At 70.1% G+C, this 15,073-nt stretch carries 16 protein-coding genes; all 16 read right to left on the bottom strand.

Annotation, left to right across the window (positions count from 1 at the left end; genetic code table 11):
* Positions 1 to 715: 715 nt before the first annotated feature.
* The 16 genes from ABH936_RS09465 to ABH936_RS09390 all read right to left on the bottom strand — a co-directional run bounded on the left by ABH936_RS09465 (position 716) and on the right by ABH936_RS09390 (position 15,067).
* Positions 716 to 895 carry a hypothetical protein gene (locus tag ABH936_RS09465; protein ID WP_131941659.1) on the bottom strand — a complete coding sequence of 60 codons (180 nt, stop codon included), beginning with the start codon at positions 893 to 895 and terminating at the stop codon, positions 716 to 718.
* A gap of 197 nt (positions 896 to 1,092) precedes the next feature.
* Complete coding sequence (locus ABH936_RS09460; protein ID WP_074040222.1) at positions 1,093 to 1,713, bottom strand: superoxide dismutase; 621 nt, start codon at positions 1,711 to 1,713, stop codon at positions 1,093 to 1,095.
* Positions 1,714 to 2,116: 403 nt separating this feature from the next.
* Positions 2,117 to 3,082: a porphobilinogen synthase gene (gene hemB / locus ABH936_RS09455; RefSeq protein WP_006943473.1), complete on the bottom strand. Its 966-nt coding sequence runs from the start codon at positions 3,080 to 3,082 to the stop codon at positions 2,117 to 2,119.
* The gene (locus tag ABH936_RS09450) at positions 3,082 to 4,731 is read right to left on the bottom strand and encodes a bifunctional uroporphyrinogen-III C-methyltransferase/uroporphyrinogen-III synthase (RefSeq protein WP_062255976.1); all 1,650 of its coding nucleotides are present in this window, start codon (positions 4,729 to 4,731) and stop codon (positions 3,082 to 3,084) included. Before ABH936_RS09450 ends, hemB begins: the two co-directional genes overlap by 1 nt.
* Positions 4,728 to 5,711 (bottom strand): hydroxymethylbilane synthase, encoded by a 984-nt coding sequence (hemC, locus tag ABH936_RS09445; RefSeq protein WP_062255978.1) that lies wholly within the window; start codon positions 5,709 to 5,711, stop codon positions 4,728 to 4,730. The genes ABH936_RS09450 and hemC overlap by 4 nt, the downstream gene beginning before the upstream one ends.
* Positions 5,708 to 7,009, bottom strand: coding sequence for a glutamyl-tRNA reductase (locus tag ABH936_RS09440; RefSeq protein WP_404603101.1), 1,302 nt, complete (start codon positions 7,007 to 7,009; stop codon positions 5,708 to 5,710). Before ABH936_RS09440 ends, hemC begins: the two co-directional genes overlap by 4 nt.
* Positions 7,006 to 7,680 carry a redox-sensing transcriptional repressor Rex gene (locus ABH936_RS09435; RefSeq protein ID WP_136788518.1) on the bottom strand — a complete coding sequence of 225 codons (675 nt, stop codon included), beginning with the start codon at positions 7,678 to 7,680 and terminating at the stop codon, positions 7,006 to 7,008. Before ABH936_RS09435 ends, ABH936_RS09440 begins: the two co-directional genes overlap by 4 nt.
* Positions 7,681 to 7,875: 195 nt before the next feature.
* Entirely contained in the window at positions 7,876 to 8,178 is a 303-nt protein-coding gene (locus ABH936_RS09430; RefSeq protein WP_404603100.1) for a glutaredoxin family protein, read from the bottom strand.
* A gap of 85 nt (positions 8,179 to 8,263) precedes the next feature.
* Positions 8,264 to 8,362 (bottom strand): 30S ribosomal protein bS22, encoded by a 99-nt coding sequence (locus tag ABH936_RS09425; protein ID WP_003792170.1) that lies wholly within the window; start codon positions 8,360 to 8,362, stop codon positions 8,264 to 8,266.
* A gap of 236 nt (positions 8,363 to 8,598) precedes the next feature.
* Positions 8,599 to 9,795: an acetoin utilization protein AcuC gene (locus ABH936_RS09420; RefSeq protein WP_404603099.1), complete on the bottom strand. Its 1,197-nt coding sequence runs from the start codon at positions 9,793 to 9,795 to the stop codon at positions 8,599 to 8,601.
* Positions 9,796 to 9,799: 4 nt separating this feature from the next.
* Positions 9,800 to 10,357 carry a GNAT family N-acetyltransferase gene (locus tag ABH936_RS09415; protein WP_006943987.1) on the bottom strand — a complete coding sequence of 186 codons (558 nt, stop codon included), beginning with the start codon at positions 10,355 to 10,357 and terminating at the stop codon, positions 9,800 to 9,802.
* 265 nt (positions 10,358 to 10,622) lie between these two features.
* Positions 10,623 to 11,432: a pyrroline-5-carboxylate reductase gene (gene proC / locus ABH936_RS09410; RefSeq protein ID WP_006943993.1), complete on the bottom strand. Its 810-nt coding sequence runs from the start codon at positions 11,430 to 11,432 to the stop codon at positions 10,623 to 10,625.
* A gap of 1 nt (position 11,433) precedes the next feature.
* Positions 11,434 to 12,378, bottom strand: a complete 945-nt coding sequence (locus ABH936_RS09405; protein WP_147286926.1) for a hypothetical protein — start codon at positions 12,376 to 12,378, stop codon at positions 11,434 to 11,436.
* A 92-nt stretch (positions 12,379 to 12,470) separates the two neighbouring features.
* Positions 12,471 to 13,277: a sugar phosphate isomerase/epimerase gene (locus tag ABH936_RS09400; protein WP_165583904.1), complete on the bottom strand. Its 807-nt coding sequence runs from the start codon at positions 13,275 to 13,277 to the stop codon at positions 12,471 to 12,473.
* Positions 13,274 to 14,197: a Ppx/GppA family phosphatase gene (locus ABH936_RS09395; RefSeq protein ID WP_404603098.1), complete on the bottom strand. Its 924-nt coding sequence runs from the start codon at positions 14,195 to 14,197 to the stop codon at positions 13,274 to 13,276. The genes ABH936_RS09400 and ABH936_RS09395 overlap by 4 nt, the downstream gene beginning before the upstream one ends.
* 18 nt (positions 14,198 to 14,215) lie before the next feature.
* Entirely contained in the window at positions 14,216 to 15,067 is an 852-nt protein-coding gene (locus ABH936_RS09390) for a hypothetical protein (protein ID WP_404603096.1), read from the bottom strand.
* Positions 15,068 to 15,073: the final 6 nt, after the last annotated feature.

The raw sequence follows: 15,073 nt of genomic DNA, 5'->3' as shown, positions 1-15,073 counted from the left end.
GTACGCCGCGACGGTCGGCACGATCCAGGGGCGCGGGGCGGGGGGGGGGGGGGGGGGCGGCGGGGCCCCCCCCCCCCCCCCCCCCCCCCCGCCGCCCCCCCCCCCCCCCCCCGCCGCCCCCCCCCCCCCCCCCCCCCCCCCCCCCCCCCCCCCCAACCCCTGCGTTGATTGAGGGCTGCTTCGATCTGGTCGAGGAAGGCATCAGGGTCGCTGCGCAGGCCGATGTCGGGAACGCGCAGGACGCGATCGCCGTGGAGGGCGACGGCGTTCTGCCGCAGTGCGTCGGTGATCGGGTTGGCGCCGCCCTGGTGGTGTGCGCCGTCGATCTCGGCGACGCGGCCGTCGGCGTTCCAGCGTGCATCGAGGTACCAGCCCCCGTCGGGGCCCTGGCGCACGACCTGACGATCCGGCAGTGGAGACCGGCGTCGACGCGGGTGCGCGACGAAGGCGAGTTCGTCGATGGATTGCGACCCACCGCCGATGTCGCGGATGAACCCGGCGATGGCACGTCGTCGCCGCAGCGTGGGGTGCATCTGCGACGCCGTAGAGAGCCACTCAGGTGTGGTGAGGCGCTGTTGCACCGTCATCGCGAGCAGCGCCCCGGCCGCGTGATCCGTGGCGGCGAAAGAGGCGGCACGAATGGCTGCGACGTCCTCGCGCGCTCGCGGAACGGGAGGGGCGTGCAGCGGCGGCACGTGGCGAACACGATGCTCACTCACGCCGTCGCCAGGCCGAACCGCGCCTTTCGCGGGCCCGCAGCATCCCGGCGCACGAGCGTACGCACGTAGTGACGCTCGACGCCTCGCTCGCGCAACTGAACGCGGCCGACGACGCCGCACGAGGCCACGGCCAGGTCAGCCGCCACCTGCGTTGCACTCACTCGCTCCACAGTCATGGATCCAGCCTGACGCGCGCGCCGCGCCCGGCGCCATCGACGCCGGCCCACCCTGGGGCCTCCCCCACCTCACGATGACGCCCACGATCGTCACCGCCGGGAATGACAGCCGCAGACGCCGACAAGGGTTGAGGAGGTTCGCGCCCCCCCTGGAGCGCGAACCTCCTCAACCCTTGCGTCGATGACTGATGCAGCGGTCAGACGATGAGACCGGGCGTCTGCTTCGACGCCTTCTCGAAACGCGCCTGCACGTCAGCCCAGTTGACGATGTTCCACCACTGCTTGACGAACGTCGCCTTGTCGTTCTTGTACTGCAGGTAGTAGGAGTGCTCCCACATGTCGAGCATGAGCAGCGGAACCATGCAGATCGGCACGTTGCCCTGGTGGTCGAAGTGCTGAACGATGTACAGCTTCTGCGCGACCATGTCCCACGTCAGCACCGACCAGCCGGCACCCTGCACACCGAGGGCGTTGGCCTCGAACTGCGCGCGGAACTTGTCGAGCGAACCGAAGTCGGCGTCGATACGAGCCGCGAGATCACCAACGGGCTTGTCACCACCGTCAGGCGACATGTTCGTCCAGAACACCGAGTGATTGACGTGGCCACCGAGGTGGAACGCCAGGTTCTTCTCCAGCGTGCCGAGGAACGTGAACTCCTCCTTGTCACGCATCTCCGACAGCTGGTCGACGGCCGTGTTGATGCCCTTGACGTACGTCGCGTGGTGCTTGTCGTGGTGCAACTCCATGATCTCGCCCGAGATGTAGGGCTCGAGAGCTGCGTAGTCGTAGGGAAGTTCCGGGAGCGAGTAGTCAGCCATGACCCCACGCTATCCACCTGCGACGAAGTCGCAACTAAGGCATACCTCGTCAGATGCGATACAGTCGCACCTGGGACGGGAAGCGCGAGAGGCCACGAGCAACAACTCGTGGCCTCTCGTCATGCGTGACGCGATGGGCTGGGCGCCCGATCGGTCGTCAGCACGCGTCAGATCGCCAGCGCACGATCTTTTGACGCGCTTCCTCAACGCTCGCTGGAACCTTCGCAAGCTCAGGCCCCACCGAGCCAGATCGCCAGCGCACGATTTTTTTGACGCGCTTCCTCAACGCTCGCTGGAACCTTCGCAAGCTCAGGCCCCACCGAGCCAGATCGCCATCGCACGATTTTTTTGACGCGCTTCCTCAACGCTCGCTGGAACCTTCGCAAGCTCAGGCCCCACCGAGCTAGATCGTCAGCGCGTAGTACGTCAAGATGATCGACGCGCCGGCACGCTTGATGCACGTCAACGACTCGCGGATCATGCGCTCACGATCGATCCAACCGTTCGCTGCAGCCGCCTCGATCATCGCCATCTCACCCGACACCTGATACGCCGCGACCGGCACCGTCGCGGCAGCCGCGACGTCCGACAACACGTCCAGGTACGGCAGCGCGGGCTTCACCATGAGAATGTCGGCGCCCTGCTCCTCGTCGAGCATCGCCTCACGCAACGACTCGGTGCGGTTGCGCGGATCCTGCTGATACGTCGCGCGATCACCCTGCAACGAACTCTGCACGGCCTCACGGAACGGGCCGTACGCCGCCGACGCGTACTTCGCCGAGTACGCCATGACGGCGACGTCGTCGTGCCCCGACAGATCGAGCGCCGCACGGATGACACCGATCTGGCCGTCCATCATGCCGCTCGGCGCGAGCACATGCGCACCGGCCTGCGCCTGCGCCACCGCCATCTGCGCGTACACGTCGAGCGTCGCGTCGTTGTCGACCCGACCCGCGTCGTCGAGAACCCCGCAGTGACCATGGTCGGTGAACTCGTCGAGGCACAGATCACCCATGACGAGCAGGTCGTCACCCACGGCGTCACGCACGGCACGCAGCCCGACGTTGAGGATGCCGTCAGGATCGAGCGCACCCGAACCCACGGCGTCCTTCGACTCCGGCACGCCGAACAGCATGACGCCTGCGATGCCGGCGTCACGCGCGCGCTTCGCCTCCGCGACGAGCGAGTCGAGCGTGTGCTGCACGACGCCCGGCATCGACGCGATCGGCGTGTTCTCCGAAGCGTTCTCGCGCACGAACACCGGCAGGATGAGGTCGGACGGCGAGACGACCGTCTCGGCGACCATGTCGCGCATCACCGGCGACGTGCGCAGCCGCCGCGGACGGTGCGTCAGATCGTAGCTACCCATCAGGCCTTCACCTTTCGTCGGGCCGCCCCGCGTCGATCGCTCGGGCGGCGTACCTTCTCCCCAGACTCCGCGGCCTCGTGTGCCAGCGACCGGCCGTAGCCGGCGAGAGCGTCGACGAGGGACGCCGCCGACGCCTCGGGCGCGACGACGTCGACGCGCAGCCCGTGCTCCTCGGCGGTCTTCGCCGTCGCCGGGCCGATGCACGCGACGACGGTCGACGTGTGCGGCTTGCCGGCGATGCCGACGAGGTTGCGTACCGTCGAACTCGACGTGAAGCACACGGCGTCGAACTTGCCCGACTTGATCGCCTCACGCACCTCCGGCGCGGGCGGGGCCGCGCGCACCGTGCGGTACGCGGTGACGTCGTCGACCTCCCAGCCCATCTCCTCGAGGCCCGCGACGAGCGTGTCCGTCGCGATGTCGGCGCGCGGCAGGAAGACGCGGTTGATCGGGTCGAGATCCTCGTCGTAGTCGGCCCACACCTCGAGCAGACCCTGTGCCGACTGCTCACCCGACGGCGTCAGGTCGGCCTCGAGGCCCCACTCGCGCAGCGCGTTCGCCGTCACCCCGCCGACGGCCGCGATCTTGACGCCCGCGAACGCGCGCACGTCGAGCCCGAACTCGGCGAACTTCTCGCGCACGGCGCGCACGGCGTTGACGGACGTGAATCCGACCCACTCGTAGCGCCCCGTGACGAGGCCCTTGACGGCCTTCTCCATCTGCTGCGGCGTGCGCGGCGGTTCGACGCTGATCGTCGGCACGACGGTGCTCGTTGCGCCGTGCGTCGCGAGACGCTCGATCATCGAACCCGACTGCTCCTTCGTGCGCGGTACGAGCACGTTCCAACCGAACAGCGGCTTGTTCTCCCACCACGACAGCAGGTCGCGGTGCGCGACCGTCGAGCCGACGATCGCCATGACGGGCCCGTCGAACGAGGATCGCTTGAGCACGGCGGGCACCTCGTCCAGCGTCGTCGTCACCGTCGACTGCGTGATCGTCGTGCCGTTCTCCGTCAGCGCGACGGGCGTGTTGCCCCGTCGGCCGGCCTCACGCAGTTCGCACAGCGACGTCTTGAGCGCGTCGGCCTGGCCGAGCACGACGACGGTGATGCACGCGTCGATCGAACGCGCCCAGTCGATCTTCGGGTCGCCTGCGGTGACGACGTGGACGGTGCGCGCCTTCGCGTCCGTCAGCGGCACGCCCGCGTACGCGGGCACCGCGGAGACGGCCGAGACGCCCGGGACGATCTCGAAGTCGATGCCCGCCTTGGAGCACGCGAGCGCTTCTTCGGCGAGGCCGTGGAACGTCGACGGGTCGCCGTCCATGAGGCGCACGACGAGCGGCTGCTCGCCACCTCGAGCCGAGCTGTCGGCGTCATCATGCTGCGCTGCAACGGATTTCGCAGTCTTGACGACGAGCTTCGCGCGGCTCGCGGTGGTGAGCTGCGCGCCCGCGTCGCCGTAGCCGGCGTCGACGAGTTCGACCTCGTCGCGCACGAACGGCGCGACGAAGCGCTCACCGCAGATCTGGTCGAAGATCACCGCGTCCGCGTTCTCGATGAGGCGCGCGGCGCGCATCGTCAACAGGCCCGGGTCGCCCGGGCCCGCGCCGACGAAGGCCACCCTCGCGTGGTGCTGGTCGGTGCTCATGCGCCTGCCTCCTTCGTGCTCGTCGTGGGATTCGGTGCCTCGCGCGGCGGGATCACTGCGCCCGCGCCGTCGTCGAGCAGCGTGCGGGCGAGCGCCTCCCCGACGGCGGCCGGGTTGTCGTAGGAGCCAACGTCGCTGCGGCGCAGCTCGAACGAACCGTCGGGCGCACCGACGAAGGCGCGCAGTGAGATCTCGAGCGAGCCGTCGGGCTCTTCGACGATCTCCGCGAGCGCGCCGACGGGTGCCGCGCAGCCGGCTTCGAGGGCGCCGAGCACGGCGCGCTCGGCGGTGACGGCGGCGCGCGTGTCGGCGTCGTCGAGCTCCGCGAGCGCGGCGATGACGCGTGCGTCACCCTCGCGGCATTCGAGCCCGAGCGCGCCCTGGCCGGGGGCGGGCAGCATCTGCAGCGGGTCGATCGTCTCGCTGATGGCGCCGGTGCGTTCGACACGCGTCAGCCCGGCGCGCGCCAGGATGACGCCGTCGAGTTCTCCGCTCGTCACGTAGCCCATGCGCGTGTCGATGTTGCCGCGGATGTCGCGGATCTCGAAGCCGAGCCCGAGCGCCTGCAGCTGCGCGGCACGTCGCGGCGAACCAGTGCCGACGACGGCGCCTGCGGGCAGTTCGCCGAGCGTCAGACCGTCACGGGCGACGAGGGCGTCGCGCGGGTCCTCGCGCACGGGGATGCCGGCGATCACGAGGCCCGGTTCGGGCGCGACGGGCAGGTCCTTGAGCGAGTGCACGGCCATGTCGACCTCATCCTCGAGCAGTGCGCGGCGGATGGCGGCGGCGAACACGCCCGTGCCGCCCATCTGCGCCAGCGAGGCGCGGTTGACGTCGCCCTCGGTCGTGATCTCGACGATCTCGACGGCGTGGCCGTGCGCGCGCAACTGTTCGGCCACCCACGTCGACTGCGTCATCGCGAGGTGGCTGCGTCGGGTGCCCAGGCGGATCGGCGCGGCGTCGGCTGCTTGGCTGTTCATGGCATCTCCGGGGGAACCGTGACGACGCGCGTCTGCGCGGGGTCGAGGTCGAAGAGGGCGGAGAGCACTGCGGCGTAATCACTCTCACCGACAGCACCACCCTGGCTGGCAAGTTCTTTCACCCGCACCGTGGGCGTGTGCAGGAGTTTTTCGACGACGCGGTGCACCGTCAGCTGCACCTGCGCGCGAGTCGTCTCGTCGAGGTCGACGCGGCTGTCGAGGCGGCTCAACTCGGCGGCGACGATGTCGGCGGCGTTGGCGCGGAGCGCCGCGACGGTCGGGGCGACGCGCTCGGCGCGGCGCGCGACGACGTAGGCGGCGACCTCGCTCGTCACGAGGTCCTGGACGGCCTTGATCTCCGCCTCCGCGCCGGGCTCGCCCTCGACCTGCGGGCCGAGGTCGCCGAGGCCGAGCACGGCGACGCCGCGCACGCAGGAGACCTCGTCGGCGACGTCGCGCGGCAGCGCGAGGTCGACGTAGACCTGGGGGCGCCCTTCAGGATTCGCGCGAGCCGCGAGCGTCGCGTCGATGACGTGGCCGACAGCGCCGGTGCACGACACGACGAGGTCGGCGGCGGCGAGGGCGTCGGGCAGTTCGTCGATGGGGCGCGCGGCGCAGCCGGCGGCGTCGGCGAGGCGGCGGGCGGCGTCGAACGTGCGGTTGACGACCGTCACCTCGCCGAGACCGTGACGCACGAGCGTGTGGGTGGCGAGGGAGCTCATGGCGCCCGCCCCGACGACGACGGCGCGCACACCCGTCAGGTCGCCGAGCATGTTGCCCGACAGGTCGAGGGCGCGCTCGACGAGGGAGCGGCTGACGGTGTCGATGCCCGTCTCGGAGTGCACGCGCTTGCCGACGCGCAGCGCCTGCTGCACGAGCCGCGACATGACGGGGCCGATGCGCCCGGAGCGCTGCCCCTCGCGCAGGCTCTCGCGCAGCTGGGCGAGGATCTGGCTCTCCCCCACCGCGAGTGAGTCGAGACCGGCGGCGACGTTGAACAGGTGCGCGACGGCGCGTTCGTCGAAGTGGACGTAGAGGTGTTCGCGTAACTCGCCGAGGGCGACACCCGTCGCGGCGGCGAGCGCCTCACCGATCTCGGTGACGGCGCCGTGGAACGTCGTCGCATCGGCGTACACCTCGACGCGGTTGCACGTCGACAGCACGATCGGCTCGTCGACGTTCTCCCCCGCGAGCAGCCGCTCGAGCAGCGCCTGCTGACCTGCGGGGTCGAGAGAGGCACGCTCCAGCACCGCGAGTGGCGCCGAGCGGTGGGACAGGCCGAGGACGATGACGCTCATGCCAGGAGCTCCTTCGTGGTGCGAGAGCGGGCGAGGCGTGAGTGCTGCTCACGGAACGCGAGGATCTGGAGTTCGCCCGCCATGTCGACGCCGCGCACCTGCACGTCGGCGGGCACGGTCAGGACGGTGGGGGCGAAGTTGAGGATGCTGCGCACACCGGCGACGACGAGGCGGTCGGCGACCTGCTGCGCCGCGGTGGCGGGCGTCGCGATGATGCCGATGACGCCCTCGCCCGGCTCGGGTCGCAGCGCCTCGAACGGGACGATGACGCGGCCGCCGACGTCCGTGCCGACGACGCGGGGGTCGTCGTCGATGAGCCACTTGATGTCGAAGCCCTTGACGCCGATGCCGCCGTACGTCGCGAGCGCACGCCCGAGGTTGCCCATGCCGATGATGGCGACGGACCACTCGCGCTCGAGGCCAAGAGCGCCGGCGACGTGGTCGGCGAGGGTGACGATGTCGTAGCCGACACCGCGCACGCCGTACGAGCCGAGGGCCGACAGATCCTTGCGCAGCTTGGCGGAGGAGACCCCGGCCTGCTCGGCGAGCGCCTCGGAGGAGATTCGCTCCTGCCCCACCGCGGCGCGCTCGTTGAGCACGCGTAGATACACCGGTAGCCGATTCACGGTGGCGTCGGGAATCTCCCGGCGCTCTACGTGCTCGGTGCTCACGGCAGCTACGGCCTTTCCTCGGGGCTCACGCGCTCACTTCGCGGTGCGGGGCGCGTATACCAAACGCCCGCACAGGCGTTCGCGGGACCCCCCGAGCTTAGACCTTGTGCACCGAGGCACAAAGTGGCGTGACGTCGTTCACGTCCGCGTGATGACGCGGAATGAGGGCCATTCCGCGCGACGGGACCTTGGTCCCTACCTCCGCCGACGCCCGCCCGTGACGGCGCGGCGCAGCCGATCCTCGTCGACGCGCCAGTAGTCGTGCTGCCTGCCGTCGACCAGCGTGACGGGGATCTGCTCGGCATACTTCGCCACGAGATCGGGATGCTCGAGCATGTTGATCTCCTCCACCTCGGCGCTCGTCTCGGCGGCGACCTTCTCGACGACGGCGCGCGCGTCGTCGCACAGGTGACAGCCGGGCTTGGTGATGAGGGTGATTCTTCTCACAGCTTCACCGGGGGTGTGTCCGAGAGCGCGTCGCAGCGGGGAGACGTTCATCGCACCAGCCTAGGAGCATTCCCCGAGCATGCAACAGGTCCCTGCCGCGGGGCGGCAGGGACCTGGAGCGTCAAGAGTGATCAGGTCACTTCTTGTTGCGACGCTGGTGACGCGTCTTGCGAAGCAGCTTGCGGTGCTTCTTCTTGGCCATGCGCTTGCGGCGCTTCTTGATGACGGAGCCCATGAGTGAACCGTTCCTTACCTGTTGTCCTTGGCGATGCCCGTGCCGACATTCGCCGGTGCGTTCCTGCCCCACCGCGAGGTGGGTCGGCCACGGGAATATCTGAGCCATCCTATCGTCTGCTGTTTTGCTGCGCGACTCGTGGGGGTGACGCGCCGTTCACCGGCGAGTGCTTCGACGTCCCGTCGTGTCGCTCGCGCCCATCGCCCACGGGTCGTCACTGCCGGGCAAGGTGGACGTCAGTCGAACCAGACGTCGAGGCCACGATGCGGGAAGACGGCTTCACGTGTCGCCATGACGGCCTGGTCGACCTGCGACTCGGGATGCATGCCGGAGGCCCACGACTGGAACCACACGTCGTCGTTCTCGGCGACACCGTCACCCATCTTCGTCGGCGCCGTGCGCCCTGTGATGGCCTCGACGTGGCGGCGCCACTCGTCCGGCGTCGGCGTCTCGAGCGGGATCGGGTGATCGGCGGCGATGGCCGTCAGGTGCGTCCACGAGCGCGGGACGACGTCGACGAGCTCGTACCCGCCGCCGCCGAGCGCGACCCAGCGCCCGTCGCACACGTCGTGCGCGAGCTCGTGCAGCGACTGATGCGCCATCTTCTGCGCGTCGACCGTCAGCACCATGTGCGCGAGCGGGTCGGAGTAGTGCGAGTCGCAACCGTGTTGGGTGACGAGCACCTGCGGCGCGAAGGCCGTCACGACAGGGTGGACGACGGCGTGCAGCGCGCGCAGCCACTCGGCGTCGCCCGTGCCGGGCGGTAGCGACACGTTGACGGCCATGCCCTCGGCCTCGGGCCCGCCGCAGTCGCGGGCGAAGCCGGTGCCGGGGAACAGCACGGTGCCCGACTCGTGGATCGAGATCGTCAGCACGCGCGGGTCGTTCCAGAACGTCTTCTCGACGCCGTCGCCGTGGTGGACGTCGATGTCGACGTACGCGACGCGCTCGACGCCCTGATCGAGCAACCACTGGATGCCGATCGCCGCGTCGTTGTAGATGCAGAAACCGCTCGCCGCGTCGGGCATCGCGTGGTGCAGGCCGCCGGTGAAGTTGACCGCGTGCTCGTACTCACCGGTGTGCACGGCCTGGACGGCGCGCAGAGTACCAGCCGCGATGAGCGCGGAGACGTCGTGCATGCCGACGAACGCCGGGTCGTCCTCCGTGCCCAGACCGAACGACGTATCGACGTCCGCCGGGTTCGCCGATGCGGCCTCGACAGCGTCGACGTAAGCGCGCGAGTGGACGCTGAGGAGAAACTCGTCGCTTCCGTCGGGCAGGCGCGGCGCCTCGACGTCGACATGCCCCAGAACGCCGAGACCCTCCGCGAGGCGCGCAGTCAGCGCGAGCCGCAGAGGGTTCATCGGGTGACCCTCACCGAAGTCGTACCGCGTCAGCGCGGCGTCCCAGATGACGAGGGTCGGGTGGGGCATGACGTCAGTGACGCGCGTCGAGGACGTCGCTCGGGATGGAGGTCTCGTCGGCACCGACCGGGTAGACGAACGCAGCCTCTTCCTCGGACTCGGTGTCGGACGAGTTCGGGTTCATCGGACGACGGTGCTCGGTCGGCAGGAAACCGCGGCTCGACGCGAACGCCACACCACGCGCGTTGTCGGTGCCGACCCAGTAGATGACGGCGCCCAGGTTCTCCTTGCGCGCCTGCTCGAGAACAGCTTCGAGCAGCGCGACGGCGACGCCCGTGCCACGCGCGTCGGGCGTGACCCACAGGCCGAACAGCTCGCCGTACGGCGACTCCTCGTCGTCACGCACATCGCTGCGGAGCGAGACGACGCCGACCTTGTCGCCGTTCTCGTCGGTCGCGAGGATGCGGCGCGCACGCGCCATGCGTCGACGCCACGCGCTCTCGTCGAGCTGCTTCTCGGCGGACGACGACGCCGCGAAGGCCTCGGGCGACTCCTCGAGAGCGCTCAGGCGAACGTCGCGGTAGATCTGCCAGTCGTCTTCGCCAAGGGTTCGTACAGTCAACGCAGTCATACGCATATCGAACCACGTTTGGCTGAGCCGATGGGCGCTGGGGGGGCCGTGCGCCGGATGCCGGGGGCAGCGGCCGCGATGAGGCGCGCAATCTGCTTGCCCGTCAACGTTCTTGGATGGGTGAACATCGGGTGAACGAGCGATCGAGGGGCGGACGGAAGCGAGTCGAGGAAGCGCCGAAGCGTCGCACGAACGACACGCCCCACTGATTCAGCCGTGTTGATTCTTCCCTGCTGGTTCTTCCCGCCGATCGAGCCCTACGAGCTCAACCCATCGACGCGGACTTGTCGTGGCAGGCCTTCATCGCCGCCACCATCGCCGCGCGCACGGCCCGCTGGTCGAGTTCGGCGAGCGCCGTGATCGTGGTCCCGCCGGGGCTCGAGACCTTCTCGCGCAGCTGGACGGGCGACTCCCCCGACTCCGCGAGCATCGTGCCCGCGCCGACGATCGTCTGAACGGCGAGCCGGTGCGCGACATCGCGCTGCAGGCCGAGCAGGACGCCCGCCTCGATCATCGCGTCGGCGAGGTAGAACAGGTACGCCGGGCCGCTGCCGGAGACCGCCGTCACGGCGTCGTGGTCCTTCTCGGCGACCGTGATGACGTCGCCCGACGCGGCGAGGAGCGTCTTCGCGCGCGCCAGCTGGTCGTCGTCGCAGTGTGCGCCGGGCGTCACCGCGTGCATGCCCGCCCCGACCATCGCGGGAGTGTTCGGCATGACGCGGACGACCGCGGCGCCGTCGGGCAGGTGCTCCTCGAGCGAGATGGTCGATCGCCCCACGGCGAGGCTGACGACGACGGCGCCGTCCGCGAGATGCGGGCCGATCTCCTCGAGCACGTCGTCGAGCTGGTACGGCTTCACGCCGAGCACGACCGTCTCGGCGCTCGCGACGGCGTCGGGGTTCGACGTCATCGTTGCGACGCCGTACTTCTCGCGCAACTGCGCGCCACGCTCCTCGCGACGCGACGTGGCGACGACGTCATCCGCGTCGAAACCGCCTGCGAGAGCGCCGGCCATGACGGCCTCGTTCATGTTGCCGGTGCCGATGAACGCGATGCGGCGGGCGGACTTCGTCATGTCATCTCCTGCGTCGAACGGGGTTGGGCAGCGTCAGTGCCAACGACGGCCGTCCCGCGAGCGCGCTCGCGACGTATGTCGACCACATCGGGCCGTACGGGACGACGACGCGGCGCGCGAAGGCGTCATCGTGGTGGGTCGGGGCCGTGACGCCGAGCGGGGTGACGACCTCGGCGCCCTGCGCGTCATGGCGGCGCACGAGGGAGGCGGCGATGTCGAGCAGCAGCGCGTCGTCGGTGTCGAAAGCCGTGACGGCCTGCGCGTCGAGCAGCGCCTTCGTGATGTCGACGAACGCGTTGCCGCTCTCGCGCGCCGATGTCATGCCGAGCGCGGCGTCGAGGCGTTCCGTCGTCAGACGCACGCGACGCCCGTTCGTGGCGAGGTCGCTCAGGTCGTCGGACGCGCCGCGCAGGCGGGTGGGCAGCACGATGCCGGTCTCCGGAAAATCCTGGCGCAGTTCGTCGCCGAGCACGTAGACGGCCTGGATGTAGAGGGGGTCGGTGACGGTGAGCGTCAGCGTCACCCCCGCGTTGCGCGCGGCCTGCCCGACCTCGCGCAGACTGTTGATGAGGACGCCGCCCGAGACGTCATCGGCGAAGACGCCAAACGTGCCGACGTCGATCGTCAGATCCGGTGACGGCGCGCCGGTCGCGGCGAGCGCGCTCACTGCGCCGATCGTGTCGGCCTGGACGGTGAGCAGGTCGTCCGTGCTCGCCGGCGGCACGAGCAGCGGGCGCCACGAGATACGGGGATGTTCGTCGGGGCTTTCAGCGGTAGTGCCGGCTGCTGCGCTCGTGAGTTCGTCGGTGACGCGGATGGCGTCGTCGATGCCCTCACCGGCGACGAGCGACTTCGCCGCGGCGCGCGCGATCGGCCCACGCGACGCCGCCGAGACGACCTTCGACGTAGCTGCGGGCAGACGCGGACCGAACGAGTACTTCGGCATCGGCGCCACCTCCTTCGTCGACGTTTCGACCCAGCCTACGTGGCCCATCCGTGCGTCGGCACCCCGTCTCGCGGCTGCACGGGGCGGGTTCGTCAGAACGGCGAACCGATGCGTCCGGCCCCGATCGCGAGGTGCAGCCGCGCGAACGCGAGCGCCTCGGCGAGGTCGACGAGCCGGTCTTCGTCGGACAGGCGTCGCGTGCCGACCTCGACGACGACGTCGCCGCCGAACTCGTCACGCGCGAGCATCTCGAGCATCTGCGCGCACGGCTGCGTGCCGCGCCCCGGAACGAGGTGCTCGTCCTTGTAGGAGCCGAGCCCGTCGGCGAGGTGGATGTGGCTGAGGCGGTCGCCGAGTTCTTCGGCAACGGCGATGGCGTCGCTGCCGGACGTCGCCGTGTGCGACAGGTCGAGCGTCGTGTGCGCGTAGTGGTTGCGCCGCAGATCCCAGTGGGGCAGGTACGCCTGCACCTCGCGTCCGCGAGCGCGCCACGGGAACATGTTCTCGACGGCGAGCTTGATCTCCGGGTGGCGGGCCTCACGTTGCGCGACGCCGTCGACGAACCCCGTCGCGTACTCCTTCTGCCACCGGAACGGCGGGTGCAGGACGACCGTGCCGGCTCCCACGTCGCGCGCGAGGTCGACGGAACGGTCGATCTTGCCCCACGGCTCGTTGCCCATGACACGTTGCGTGAGCAACAGCGTCGGGGCGTGGATCGACAGGATCGGCACGCCGTGACGTTCGGACAGCTCGCGCAGGGCCCGCGCGTCCTGGCTCGCCGGTTCGGTCCAGACCATGACCTCGACGCCGTCGTAGCCGAGTTCGGCTGCGATGCGGAAGGCCGCCGCCGTGCTCAACGGGTAGCACGACGCGGTGGACAGACCGACGCGGATGCTCACGCCAGCGCGTCCAATCGGCGCAGGATGAGCCCCTCGCGCAACGCCCAGGGGCACACGTCGAGGGAGTCGACGTCGAACAGATCCATCGTCGCCTCGATGACGACGGCACCGGCGAGCACCTGCGCGCTGCGTTCGACGCTGACGCCGGGCAGCTGCGCGCGTTCGGTCGCCGTCATCGCCGCGAGTCGCGAGACGAGGTCGCTGAGGCCTGCGCGGGCGAGCGAGCGCGGCGCGAACGGGCCGTCGCTCGACGGCGCGGCCCCCGTCAGGCGCGCGAGGGAACGGATCGTCTTGCTCGTGCCGACGGTGCGATCAGGTGTGCCCCAGCGCGTCAGATCCCGTGCGACGCCGGCGATCTCGGCGCGCACGCGCGTGCGCAGGGCGCGCAGATCTTCCGCGGACGGCGGATCGCCCGCCAGCTCACGCGTGAGGCGCCCGGCCCCCAGCGGCAGACTGACGGCGGTGTCGGGCGTCTCGTCGATACCCGTCGCGAGTTCGAGCGAGCCGCCGCCGATGTCGATGCCGAACAGGCGCCCGCTCGACCAGCCGAACCAGCGGCGCGCGGCGAGGAACGTCACGCGCGCCTCCTCCTCGCCCGTCAGCACGCGCAGCTCCTGGCCGGTGTGCTCACGCACATGATCGAGGACGGCCTGACCGTTGGGCGCCTCGCGCACCGCGGACGTCACGAACGACATGAGTTCGCTGATGCCGGCGTCTTCGGCGATCGTCACGCATTCGCCGACGAACTGCGTCAGATCGGCGATACCGGATGCGTCGATGAAGCCGTCGGCGGTGACGTGTTCGGACAGGCGCAGCACGCGCTTGTGCGACATCGCGGGCAACGGCTGGGCGCCGGGGTGCGCATCGACGACGAGCAGGTGCACGGTGTTGGAACCGACGTCGATGACTCCGAGGCGCATGGTCGCAGGGTATCCGGCTCAGCGGAACGTGGGGTACCAGGCGTCGTAGTCGGTCTCCAGCTGGGTGAGGCCCTTGTGGAAGTGCCGCTGCGCGAGGGTCTCGATGTCGGTCGTCGTCGTGACGGCGTCGGTGTAGAACGCCATGACGGCGCCGTTGCCGTACGTGTCGCGCAGGAAACGCGCGAACGTGAACGCCACGTAGTACGCGTCGGCGGCGTTCGCGCCGCGCAGTTCCTCGTCGCTCGTCAGATGCGGACGGATGTCGGTGCGCTTGTGCGGCGCCTGCGGGACGAGCTTCTGGCCGACGTACTCGGCCCACCCCTCGAGCAGCCACAGCGGCCGCGTCTCGCGCAGCTTCTCGAGCGTGAGGGCGTGGAAGGCCTCGTGTGCGAGCGTCTCGCGGGCCGCCACGTCGTTCGCGTGACGCACCGTCCACGGCGCGACGACGACGAACGGCAACGTGCCGCCGCGCGTCACCGTGCTCGCGAGCTGGCTGCCCGGCTCGGTGCCCGTGTACTTCTTGAAGTCGGCGTCATCGCGCGGCACGACGACGAGCAACGGGTTCGCAGAGGCGTGGCGGTCGAGGCCGCGCACGGCGGAGACGGCGCGCTCACTCGCCGTCACGATCCCGGAGGGGATGACGGCGTTGGTAACGGCGACGACCATCGCGCCGCCCTTCGACTGCGTGCGCGGTTGCGACCCGACCTTCTCAGCGATGCCGCTCTGCGCCATCCGGGCCGCGGGCGTGGTGGCGGGGCTCGTCGTCGAACTCGAGGTGGGGTTCGAGGCGCTGCGCGTCGTGAGGGCGCTGCACCCGGTCAGCAGGGAGAGTGCGAGGGTGCCGGCAGCGAGGCTCGTGCGCGAGGTCATGCGTGG

The organism is Dermacoccus sp. GAS27A (assembly GCF_044909235.1).
Lineage (GTDB): Bacteria > Actinomycetota > Actinomycetes > Actinomycetales > Dermatophilaceae > Dermacoccus > Dermacoccus nishinomiyaensis.
Note: the sequence above shows the minus strand (reverse complement) of the source record. Positions and strands in the feature narration are given on the sequence as shown.